This window comes from Pseudomonas sp. zfem002 (genome assembly GCF_032621685.1).
Taxonomy (GTDB): domain Bacteria; phylum Pseudomonadota; class Gammaproteobacteria; order Pseudomonadales; family Pseudomonadaceae; genus Aquipseudomonas; species Aquipseudomonas japonica.
This window is the reverse complement of record NZ_JAVYJH010000051.1, coordinates 1-10,745: the sequence shown is the minus strand read 5'-3', so window position 1 is coordinate 10,745 and position 10,745 is coordinate 1. Positions and strand designations below refer to the sequence as shown.

The window sequence follows — 10,745 nt, the reverse complement described above, 5'->3', positions numbered from 1 at the left end:
GTATCAGATCCGCTCGCAAGTTCGCTCCAAGGTACTGACTCAGTCGCTTGTCCCGGATGTCGCGGGTAATGCGAGACATGAGTCGGTCGTGATTGACCTCGTCGAAGAACGCCTCGATATCCACGTCGACCACCCAGGTCTTGCCACTCACCACGAAAGCCTTGGCTGCCCTGATTGCATCGAGATTGCTGCGTTCGGGTCGAAACCCGTAGCTGTGCTCGCTGAAGTCGCTATCCCACAGTTTCGTCAGTTGCTGGCTTACCGCCTGCTGGATCACTCGATCCTGCGTGTTGGGAATGCCCAGCAGCCTTTCTCCACCGTCAGGTTTGCCGATCGTCTTGCCTTTGATCGGCCCGGGTTTGTAGGTCCCGTTCAGCAGCTTTTCCTTGATGCCCGGCCAGCCCGTTGATGCCAAAKSWGCTTCGAGGTCTTCGACAGCAATGCCGTCGACGCCCGGGGCGCCTTGGTTGGCTCGGACTTTCTTGAGCGCCCGGCGCATGTTGCTGGCTTCAACTACATGCTCCACGCTGATTTCGCTCAACACGTCTCCAGATTCATGCTCCGTCTGGCACATCACTCGCTCTTTCCTTTCCTGTTCTCTCCGGGATCCACCCGGCGTTCATGTCCGGCCAGCCCGTTGATGCCAAAGCATTTTTTTTTCCGGGCTCGGTTTCAAAGAGCTCTGGCTCAATGCACAGAGATTCATTACGGGTGTTGTTGATCCTTCCGCCCTTTGCTCTAGACGCATTACCGTCCTTCTTCGCTACTACGGCTTCTGCTGACTTCTCAGACGCTGACGCGCCCGAGATCTCCCCGGGTAAGGTGCCAAAACCTTCGGCTCGTGCCGCCAGGCTCTACTGGATGCGTCTTTCGGTGACAGTCGGATTTCGCGGTTCCCAGCACGCTAATCGCCCACATCCAGCCTCGCTGTACGCGCTTCTTTCAGCTTGGCCTCACGGCGTCCACCTTGCGTTTCACTACAGTTGTCGTCACTCATTCTGGTCACCGCTTTCAGGTGACTGATTTTGGCCCATGCCGGGCACACTGGGAGCGGGCGTAGCCCGCGATGCGCCGTGCGGACGGCGCTCGATCTCAAGGGCGCTAAAAGAGTATCGCCATGCACAGCGAAGCGCCGCGCGGGCGGCGCTCGATCTTGAGAGCGCTGCAAGACTCCAGACAGGCACCCGGTGCCCTTGACGCAAGAACCCCAGGCCCTCCCAAAAGCCGAATCCCAAATACCCGACCCCATCCACTAGAATGCCCCCCACCCCGCCACAACGAAGAATCCCCCCATGCTGCAGATCCGCCCGATGACCGCCGCCGACTTCGACCGTTTCTGGCCCACCTTCCAGGCCATCATCGCGGCCCGGGAAACCTACGCCTACGACCCCGCCATGACCCAGGAGCAGGCCCGCCAGCTGTGGCTCGATATCCCCCTGCACACCCTGGTCGCCGAAGAACACGGCGAGCTGCTCGGCGCCTACTTTCTCAAGGCCAACGCCGCCGGCCCCGGCAGCCATGTCGGCAACTGCGGCTACATGGTCAGCGAAGCCGCCCGGGGTCGCGGCATCGCCCGGCAGATGTGCGAACACTCCCAGCAACTGGCCCGCGCCTGCGGCTTCCTCGCCCTGCAGTTCAACTCGGTGGTGGCCAGCAACGAAGTCGCCGTCGCCCTGTGGAACAAGCTCGGCTTCGAAACCGTCGGCCGCCTGCCCAAGGCCTACCGCCACGGCCGCCTCGGCCTGGTCGACTGCCTGGTGATGTACAAATGGCTCGGCGAACCCGAGCAGCCGAAACTGATCGGCCGCAAGAACATCGAGGCCGTGGTCTCGCGCCGCCGCGGCCGCTGACATGGAACACCGCATCCTGCGCGATGCCTTCGCCGGCCTCGGCGTATTCTTCGCCGTCGCCGAGGAACGCAGTTTCACCCGGGCCGCGGCACGCCTGGGGCTGTCGCAGACCGCCGTGAGCCACTCGGTGCGCACCCTCGAAGCCCGTCTCGGCGTGCGCCTGCTGTCGCGCAACTCGCGCAGCGTGGTACCCACCGAGGCCGGCGAACGCCTGCTGCGCAACGTCGCACCGCAGATGGCGCAGATCGATGCCGAACTGGCCGCCCTCGACGAACTGCGCGACCGCCCCACCGGCACCATTCGCATCACCGCCTCGGACCACGCCGTGCGTTGGGTACTGATGGGCAAGCTCAAGCGCTTCCTGCCGCAATACCCGGGAATCAAGGTGGAGATCTCCACCGAAAATGCCCTGGTGGACATCGTCGCCGAACGCTTCGATGCCGGCGTGCGCCTGGGCGACTCCCTGGCCCAGGACATGATCGCCGTGCGCATCGCCGCGGACGTCAGCTTCGCCCTGGTCGCCACCCGCACCTGGCTCGCCAGCCACCCCGCGCCGCAGTCGCCGGAGGAGCTGGTGCAGCACAACTGCATCAATCTGCGCCTGGCCACCCACGGCAACATCTGGCCCTGGGAGTTCGTCCGCGACGGTCGTGAACTGCACGTGCGGGTCGATGGCCAGCTGACCTTCAGCAGCATCATCGACTGCCTCGACGCCGCCGTGGCCGGCCTCGGCCTGGCCTACGTGCCGGAGGAAATGGCCGCGCCCTGGCTGCGTTCCGGGCACCTGGTGCGCCTGCTGGAGGCCTACTCCCCGACCTGGCCCGGCCTGCACCTGTACTACCCGAGCCGGCGCCAGCCCTCGGGGGCCATGGCCCTGCTGATCGCCGCCCTGCGCCTGGACGCGGACGAGCCGATTCATCGATTCCGTTCATAGGTGCATGCGCGTCACTCGGGTTTTTCCATCGATCCCCGCTCACTAGACTCGCTGCCCGCCACCCGAGAGCCCAGCCCATGGCCAAGGAACCCTACAGCCAACTCCTCGCCCTGATGGCCGTGGCCCGCGAGCGCAATTTCACCCGCGCGGCGGCGCAGTTGGGCATGTCGCAATCGATGCTCAGCTACACCATCCGCGAGATGGAAAAGCGCCTCGACATCCGCCTGCTGACCCGCACCACCCGCAGCGTCGCCCTGACCGAAGCCGGGGAACGCCTGCTCGACGCCGTCGGCCCGCGCCTGAGCGATATCGAGGCGCAACTGCTGGCGGTGGCGGAGCTCGGCGACACCCCCGGCGGCACACTGCGCATCACCGCCAGCGATCACGCCATCGATACCCTGCTCTGGCCGAAACTCGCACCGCTGCTGCGCCGCTACCCGCGCCTGCAGCTGGAAATGCACTCGGACTACGCCCTGACCGATATCGTCCAGGCCCGCTACGACTTCGGCGTGCGCCTGGGTGACAGCCTGGCGAAGGACATCTGCGCGGTGCGCATCGCCGCGGACTTTCGCATGGTGATCGTCGCGGCCCCGGAGTACCTGGCCGAACGCGCGCCGCCGCGCAGCCCGGACGAGTTGATGAACCACGACTGCATCAACCTGCGCCTGCCGACCCTGGGCAATCTCTACGCCTGGGAGCTGCTGCACGGCGAGCGCGAGCTGAACGTGCGGGTCAGCGGACGCCTGGTGTTCAACGGCATCTACCAGGTACTCAACGCCGCCCTGAGCGGGCACGGGCTGGCCTATGTGCCGGAGGAGCTGGCCGGTCCGTACCTGCACAGCGGCCGCCTGCTGCCGGTGCTGCCGGACTGCTGGCGAAGCTTCCCCGGCTTTCACCTGTACTACTCCAGCCAGCGCGAGGTATCGCGGGCCATGGGCCTGGTGATCGAGGCCCTGCGCTACGACGACGGGCAGGCACAGGACGCGCATTGATCAATCTGATCGCTAGCAGCTAGCGAAGCGGCCCGCTCATCGCTTTCCCACCCCTGTGCTAGCGTTTCCTGACCGGGCGATGCGCCTTTTCGCGCACACACAACCCTAGAACACGCCCCCAACCGACCGATGACTGGTGAGCCCCATGGACCTGCGAATCAACCAACAGACCTATCAGGTCGACGCCGACGCGGACACGCCCCTGCTCTGGGTGATCCGCGACGACCTCGGCCTGACCGGGACCAAGTACGGCTGCGGCCTGGCCCAGTGCGGCGCGTGCTCGGTGCTGATCGACGGCAACGTGGTGCGCGCCTGCGTCACCCCGGTGGCCGCCGTGGTCGGCCGCGAGATCACCACCATCGAGGCGGTGGAGGCCGATAGCGTCGGCAAGCGCGTGGTCGACGCCTGGGTCCGCCACCAGGTGGCCCAGTGCGGCTACTGCCAGTCCGGCCAGGTAATGGCCGCCACCGCCCTGCTCAAGCACAACGCCCGGCCCAGCGATGCCGAGATCGAGGCGGCGATGGTCAACCTGTGCCGCTGCGGTACCTACAACGCGATCCGCGCCGCGGTGCACGACGTCGCCAATGCCGGGGAGAACGCATGATGAGCGAGGAAAACCTGCCCCTCGGCGCCCCCGTCAACCTTTCCCGCCGGCGTTTCCTGCTGGCCAGCGCCGGCGCCACGGTCGGCGCGCTGGTCCTGGGCTGCGGCATTCCGCTGGGCATCGGCCGCGTCGAAGCGGCCAGCGCCGGCGCTGGCTCGATCCAGGTCCCGGCGCTGCTGGAAATCCGCCCGGACGGCCGCGTGCGCCTGCTCTGTTCGTTCATGGAAGGCGGCCAGGGCATCTTCACCGCCATGGCGCAGATCGTCGGCGAAGAACTGGACGTCGACCCCGCCAGCTTCCTGGTGGAAGCCGCCCCGCCCGGCCCGCCGTTCGTGGTGATGGACAACGGCATGCGCATCACCGGCGGCAGCATGTCGGTGCGCACCAGCTATCCGACCATGCGCAAGCTCGGCGCGCTGACCCGGGCCATGCTCCTGCAGGCCGCCAGCGAGCGCCTCGGCGTGGCGCCCGGGGAACTGAGCACCGAACCCGGCCGGGTGCTGCATGCCGCCTCGGGCCGCAGCCTCGGCTACGGCGAACTGGCCGAACGGGCCATGGACCTGCCGGTGCCGGACGCCGACAGCATCGCCCTGCGCGACCCCAGCCAGTTCCGCTGGATCGGCAAGCCGGTCAAGCGCGTCGATGCCTACGACAAGTCCACCGGCAAGGCCGTGTACAGCATCGACATCAAGCTCGACGGCATGCTCCACGCCGCCGTGCAACACGCGCCGCGCCTGGGCATGACGGTCGGCGAGATCCGCAACGAAGCCCAGGTCAAGGCGATGAAGGGCGTGCATTCGCTGCACCGCCTGCCCGGCGCGGTGGCGGTGGTCGCCGAACGCTGGTGGCATGCCCGGCGCGCGGCGGAAGCCGTGCAGGTGGACTGGCAGGAGCCCGGCGCCGATACGCAAGTGCGGCCGATGCCGGTGGATTTCTCCAGCGACGCCTTCCGCGAACACCTGGCCAGCGCACCCGGGCCCGCCCGCGATGCCGAAACCGAGGGCGACTTCGGCACGGCCTGGAGCAGCGCGGCGACCCGGGTCGAGGCCACCTACCACAACCAGTACCTGAACCACGCCCAGCTCGAGCCGCCGTCGGCCACCGCGCGCTTCAACCCGGACGGCAGCCTCGACGTCTGGCTGCCGAACCAGGCGCCGGACATGTTCCGCGCCGATATCGCCCGGCGCACCGGCCTCGACACCGACAGGATCACCCTGCACTCGCCGCTGCTCGGCGGCTTCTTTGGCCGGCATTTTCTCTACGACAGCGCCAACCCCTACCCGCAGGCGATCGCCCTGGCGAAAGCCACCGGGCGTCCGGTCAAGCTGATCTGGAGTCGCGAGGAAGAATTCCTGCGCGATGCCCTGCGGCCCATGGCCGTGGTCAAGTTCCGCGCCGCGCTGGACCAGGACGGCCTGCCCGTGGCCCTGGAAGCGGTCAGCGCCACCGAGGGCCCGACCGAAGCCATCGCCGGCAAACAGGGCGACAAGGTCGACCCGAGCGCGGTCGAGGGGCTGGCCGGCAAGTCCTACGCCATCGCCCATCGGCGGGTCGCGCAGATCTACGTCAAGGGCCCGGCGATGCTCGGCTACTGGCGCTCGGTGGGCAACTCGATGAACGACTTCTTCTACGAAGCCTTCCTCGATGAGCTGGCCGACCAGGGCAAGCACGACCCCTTCGAACTGCGCCTGAAACTGCTGCGCGACAACCCGCGCCTGACCACCCTGCTGCAGGCGGTGGGCGAGCTGTCCGGCGGCTGGAAACGCGGGCCCTATGTGGCCGCGGACGGTTCGCGGCGCGCCCGTGGCGTGGCCATGGCGTCGCCGTTCGGCTCGGAAGCGGCGGTGATCGCCGAGGTGTCCATCGAGCAGGGCCAGGTGCGCGTCCACGATATCTGGCAGGCCATCGACCCCGGCAGCATCGTCAACCCGGCGATCGTCGAGGCCCAGGTCAATGGCGCGGTGTCCCTGGGGCTGTCCCAGGCGCTGGTGGAGGAAGCCGTGTATATCGACGGCAAGCCACGGGCGCGCAACTACGACCTGTACCCGATCCTGCCGGCGTCACGCATGGCCCGGGTGCATGTGAAGATCATCGAAAGCGGAGCGAAGATGGGCGGTATCGGCGAGCCGCCGCTGCCGGCCACCGCACCGGCGGTGGCCAATGCCGTGGCGCACCTGACCGGCCAGCGCATCCGCAGCCTGCCGCTGTCGCGCTACACCTTCAGCTAAGGGAGCGGCACCGATGACTGCACAACGACTGCCAAGAACCCTTGGCCTGCTGGCCATGCTGTGCCTGCTGCTCGCCGCCGCGCTGGCCTGGTACGTGACCCGCACCCCGTCCTCGCCGTTCGCGGCGCAGGCGGATGCCGCGGTGGACGAGCAATCGGTGCGCCGCGGCGAGTACGTCGCCCGCGTCGCCGACTGCGTGGCCTGCCACAGCCTGCCGGAGGGCAAGCCGTTCGCTGGCGGGCTGAAGATGGACACGCCGCTGGGCGGGATCTTCGCCACCAATATCACCCCGGACCGCGAACACGGCATCGGCGCCTACAGCCTGGCCGACTTCGACCGCGCCGTGCGCCATGGCGTGACCCCGGATGGCCGCCGGCTGTACCCGGCGATGCCCTACCCGTCCTACGCCAAGCTCAGCGACGACGACGTGCGGGCGCTGTACGCCTTCTTCAGCAAGGGCGTGGCGCCGGTGGCGCAGGCCAACGCGCCGGGGGAGATTCCCTGGCCGCTCAACCTGCGCTGGCCGATCGCCCTGTGGAACGGCCTGTTCAGCGCCTCCGCGCCCTACGCCGACAAGGCCGGCGAGGATGCGCTGTGGAACCGTGGCGCCTATATCGTCGAAGGCCCGGGGCATTGCGGCAGTTGCCACACCCCGCGCGGACTGGCGTTCAACGAGAAGGCCCTGGATGGCAGCCGCCCGGCGTTCCTTGCCGGCGCCCTGCTCGATGGTTGGTACGCACCGAGCCTGCGCGCCGATCCGAATACCGGGCTGGGGCGCTGGAGCGAAGCAGAGATCGCGCAGTTCCTCAAGACCGGGCGCAACCAGCACGCGGTGGTGTTCGGCTCGATGACCGAGGCGTTCAACAACTCCACGCAGTTCATGAGCGACGAGGACCTGGCGGCGATTGCCCGCTACCTCAAGTCGCTGCCGGGGGATCCCCGGCGCGACGGGCCGCCGTGGCAGTACCAGGAGGCCAGGGCCGACGCGCCGGGGGCGCAGACCTACGCACTGCGTTGTGCCTCCTGCCATGGCGCCGACGGGCGTGGCCAGGGCGAATGGATGCCGCCGCTGGCGGGGGCTTCGTCGTCGATGGCGCGGGAGCATGCCTCGAGCATCAACATCACCTTGAACGGCGCGCAGCGCGTGGTCGCCGCCGGGGTGCCGGATGCCTACCGGATGCCGGCGTTTCGCGAGCAGCTGTCGGACCGGGAGATTGCCGAGGTGCTGAGTTTCGTGCGTACCGCCTGGGGTAACCAGGGCGGCGCGGTGGACCTCGGGGCGGTGAAGGAACTGCGCGAGAAGACCGATCCGGCGAGTCCGAGCCCGATTGTGTTGCGGATGCGCTGAGCGGGTTTTCAGGTAGTGGGATTGAGGGTGTTGCTGATGGCCTTATTGCTGCGAGGGTATCTACACAGCTTTGAAGCTTGGCGGGGGACCGTATCAAGGTCGCCAAGTGCTCGCCGTGACGGGTGCAGTGCCCTTGAGATCGAGCGCCGCCCGCGCGGCGCATCGCGGGCTACGCCCGCTCCCACATTTGTTGCAACGCGCCATGGCCTGTGGGATTTGGGTTGTCAGCCTTTGTTTTTTCGACGATGCATCGCGGGGAGGCTGTTGGGCTCGACTCGGTATCGCGTCGAACCAACAAGGCGGTCAACCATGGCCTGTCAGACATAGGTACGTTGCAACAAATGTGGGAGCGGGCGTAGCCCGCGATGCGCCGTGCGGACGGCGCTCGATCTCAAGGGCGCTAGAAAAGCATCGTCATGCACAGCGATGCGCCGCGCGGGCGGCGCTCGATCTTGAGGACGCTGCAAGCCCCCAGACAGGCACCTGGCAGCCCTGATGCGGTCCCCCACCAGGCCTTCAGAACGGGACTATCAGGCCACGCCCGCAGTCCAATCCATACCCAATTCAACAGAGGCACACCATGGAAAGCATCGACCTCCTGGTTCTGCGCACCCTTCACGACTGGCTGGCCAGCGGTCATCGCGCCCTGCTTGCCACGGTGGTGCGCACCTGGGGTTCATCGCCGCGCCCGGTGGGGTCGATGATGGCCCTGCGCGCCGATGGCCGGGTGGCCGGCAGCGTCTCCGGCGGCTGTATCGAAGACGACCTGATCCACCGCTACACCAGCGCCTACCAGGGCCCCGGCCTGCCCGACGAAAACACCCGCCTGGTGCGCTACGGCATCGACGCCGACGAAGCGCACCGCTTCGGCCTGCCCTGCGGCGGCACCCTGGAAATCGTCCTTGAGTTCAACCCGTCGGCAGACAGCCTCGCCCAGCTCCTGCGGCAGCTGGACACCGGGCACCTGGTCCGCCGCAGCCTCGACTTCGCCAGCGGCCGGGTCACCCTGGCAACCACCCGGTCCCCACAGCCGTTCAGCTTCGACAAGCGACGCATGATCAACACCCTGGGCCCCGGCTACCGCATGCTGCTGATCGGCGCCGGCGCCCTGGCCGAATACCTCGCCACCATGGCCCGTTTCAACGGATTCAAGGTCAGCGTCTGTGACCCGCGGCCGGAATACATCGAGGCCTGGAGCCTGGAGGGCGTCGACACCCTGGTCGGCATGCCGGACGACATGGTCCGCGCCTTCGCGCCGGACCTGCGCAGTTGCATCATCGCCCTCAGCCACGATCCCAGGCTGGACGACCTGGCCCTGCTCGAAGCCCTGCACAGCCCGGCGTTCTACATCGGCGCCATCGGCTCACGGCGCAACAGCCAGAGCCGCCGCGAGCGCCTGATCGAGCACTTTGGCGAAACAGAGGAATCGCTGCAGCGGTTGCATGGACCGATCGGCATCTATATCGGCAGCAAGACCCCGGCGGAAATCGCCGTGAGCGTGATGGCCGAGGTGCTGGCGAAGAAGAACGCAGTGGCGTTGCCGCGGGCGTTGTCGGTGGTGGGGGCGAAGCAGGCGTTGGAGGGTTTGGTGCAGGTGGGATGACAATCATGGCAAGCCTGATGATTGCAGGCTTGCCATGTAGTCTGGACATTCGAACGGAATGCCTGCTTACGAGAAATGCTCAAACACTTTGATCAGAGCGAAACAAAGCAAGAACCCATACACGATAACACCTAACCAGATAAATGCTTTGAGCTGCGTTTTCAGTGGATCCGGAAAGCCAGTAACGTCCTCGAGACTTACCTGCTCACCTCTCGACATAAGTCTTGGAAAGGCCACGATCATCGAGACATGAGTTATCAATTGCATTTTTGCCCGAATGCCTTCACCACGAAGACTGTAGGCAAGAGCGTTTATTTCACGGCAATTCTGCAAATGCGCCAGAGAAATCTCCAGCTTCCTGCAGCCCAAATACATAGCCAGGAACACCCAGGCCAACATTCCGACTGCAACCGCGACAGCCATGACGTTGAAAAGAACGCCGAGCATATTCATCTGGTCTGTTCATATATAAGCGTGCCGACCTTATCCCCTACCCACGATCCTCCGGTCCCACCAGCAACAGATCCAGCGCCGACAACGACCAATCCGCAAGCGATACCTCCCACACCTGCCGATGCCAAGCCAATTGCACCGCATATGAATGCAGTCCCTCCCATACTTAAAAGTCCACCTACCGCAGCACCTCCCATAACGCCACCCAGCAAACTCCCGGTTTCGGTGTATTTGACTTTTGCACACGCCTCTTGATCTCCAGCAGAGCAGACTTCCTGCACGTTCAAATAAGAAGCTCCTACTCCAATCGGCACTCCCACCCAACCGGCCGTCTTGACGATCTTCGCCGTCTTGCTCACCCGCTCGATTTGAGTTGCGTAGCCCGGAATCAGACCAGCCTTACCCGCTTTGTTCCAGTGATGCACAAGACTTCGACTGGACAGCCCCAACGCCGTTTTCAGTTTGGGATGATCGGCAAAGCCGATGCCCCTGCGAGTCAGCGAAGTCAGATTGATATCGAGTTTCGCCAGGATACGCCGGCGCTCGGCGAAGAACTGTTCCGACTTCAAGTGGCCGTCACGCTCGTAGCTACGCCTGTAGGGATTCTCCGATCAAGTCAGCACAGACCATCTGAGCTGTGCTGAAATAGCCCTCCGCCCAACTGCCCCCCGAGCAAGCCTCCACCCCATGAGTCAGATGAGTTTTTCCGATTTCGAGTACGCCGGTAAGCGCA

Annotated in this window: 10 protein-coding genes; 7 read left to right on the top strand and 3 right to left on the bottom strand. The window is 65.9% G+C overall.

Annotation, left to right across the window (positions count from 1 at the left end; genetic code table 11):
* The coding region (locus RTI28_RS29995) for a reverse transcriptase domain-containing protein (protein WP_316923856.1) at positions 1-574 on the bottom strand (574 nt) is incomplete at its 3' end.
* A 718-nt stretch (positions 575-1,292) separates the two neighbouring features.
* On the opposite strand from RTI28_RS29995, the gene RTI28_RS29990 reads away from it, so the two are divergent.
* The 7 genes from RTI28_RS29990 to RTI28_RS29960 all read left to right on the top strand — a co-directional run bounded on the left by RTI28_RS29990 (position 1,293) and on the right by RTI28_RS29960 (position 9,559).
* Positions 1,293-1,850 (top strand): N-acetyltransferase, encoded by a 558-nt coding sequence (locus tag RTI28_RS29990; RefSeq protein ID WP_316923855.1) that lies wholly within the window; start codon positions 1,293-1,295, stop codon positions 1,848-1,850.
* 1 nt (position 1,851) lies between these two features.
* Entirely contained in the window at positions 1,852-2,784 is a 933-nt protein-coding gene (locus RTI28_RS29985; protein ID WP_316923854.1) for a LysR family transcriptional regulator, read from the top strand.
* Between the two features lie 77 nt (positions 2,785-2,861).
* The gene (locus tag RTI28_RS29980; protein WP_316923853.1) at positions 2,862-3,776 is read left to right on the top strand and encodes a LysR family transcriptional regulator; all 915 of its coding nucleotides are present in this window, start codon (positions 2,862-2,864) and stop codon (positions 3,774-3,776) included.
* A gap of 145 nt (positions 3,777-3,921) precedes the next feature.
* A complete protein-coding gene (locus tag RTI28_RS29975) occupies positions 3,922-4,380 on the top strand; it encodes a (2Fe-2S)-binding protein (RefSeq protein ID WP_316923852.1) in 459 nt (152 codons plus the stop codon).
* Positions 4,380-6,608: a molybdopterin cofactor-binding domain-containing protein gene (locus tag RTI28_RS29970; protein WP_410479053.1), complete on the top strand. Its 2,229-nt coding sequence runs from the start codon at positions 4,380-4,382 to the stop codon at positions 6,606-6,608. The genes RTI28_RS29975 and RTI28_RS29970 overlap by 1 nt, the downstream gene beginning before the upstream one ends.
* A gap of 13 nt (positions 6,609-6,621) precedes the next feature.
* The gene (locus tag RTI28_RS29965) at positions 6,622-7,956 is read left to right on the top strand and encodes a cytochrome c (protein WP_316923850.1); all 1,335 of its coding nucleotides are present in this window, start codon (positions 6,622-6,624) and stop codon (positions 7,954-7,956) included.
* A gap of 580 nt (positions 7,957-8,536) precedes the next feature.
* Complete coding sequence (locus RTI28_RS29960; protein ID WP_316923849.1) at positions 8,537-9,559, top strand: XdhC family protein; 1,023 nt, start codon at positions 8,537-8,539, stop codon at positions 9,557-9,559.
* 66 nt (positions 9,560-9,625) lie between these two features.
* On the opposite strand, the gene RTI28_RS29955 is transcribed toward RTI28_RS29960, so the two are convergent.
* Positions 9,626-10,012, bottom strand: coding sequence for a hypothetical protein (locus RTI28_RS29955; protein ID WP_316923848.1), 387 nt, complete (start codon positions 10,010-10,012; stop codon positions 9,626-9,628).
* On the bottom strand, positions 10,009-10,581 hold the full coding sequence (locus tag RTI28_RS29950) for a hypothetical protein (RefSeq protein ID WP_316923847.1): 573 nt from the start codon (positions 10,579-10,581) through the stop codon (positions 10,009-10,011). The genes RTI28_RS29955 and RTI28_RS29950 overlap by 4 nt, the downstream gene beginning before the upstream one ends.
* Between the last annotated feature and the right edge of the window lie 164 nt (positions 10,582-10,745).

Excerpts from the sequence above, each read along its gene's own strand:
- RTI28_RS29970 (WP_410479053.1), top strand. The coding sequence starts at position 4,380 with ATGAGCGAGGAAAACCTGCCCCTCGGCGCCCCCGTCAACCTTTCCCGC.
- RTI28_RS29980 (WP_316923853.1), top strand. The coding sequence starts at position 2,862 with ATGGCCAAGGAACCCTACAGCCAACTCCTCGCCCTGATGGCCGTGGCC.
- RTI28_RS29985 (WP_316923854.1), top strand. The coding sequence starts at position 1,852 with ATGGAACACCGCATCCTGCGCGATGCCTTCGCCGGCCTCGGCGTATTC.
- RTI28_RS29990 (WP_316923855.1), top strand. The coding sequence starts at position 1,293 with ATGCTGCAGATCCGCCCGATGACCGCCGCCGACTTCGACCGTTTCTGG.
- RTI28_RS29955 (WP_316923848.1), bottom strand. The coding sequence starts at position 10,012 with ATGAATATGCTCGGCGTTCTTTTCAACGTCATGGCTGTCGCGGTTGCA.
- RTI28_RS29960 (WP_316923849.1), top strand. The coding sequence starts at position 8,537 with ATGGAAAGCATCGACCTCCTGGTTCTGCGCACCCTTCACGACTGGCTG.
- RTI28_RS29975 (WP_316923852.1), top strand. The coding sequence starts at position 3,922 with ATGGACCTGCGAATCAACCAACAGACCTATCAGGTCGACGCCGACGCG.
- RTI28_RS29965 (WP_316923850.1), top strand. The coding sequence starts at position 6,622 with ATGACTGCACAACGACTGCCAAGAACCCTTGGCCTGCTGGCCATGCTG.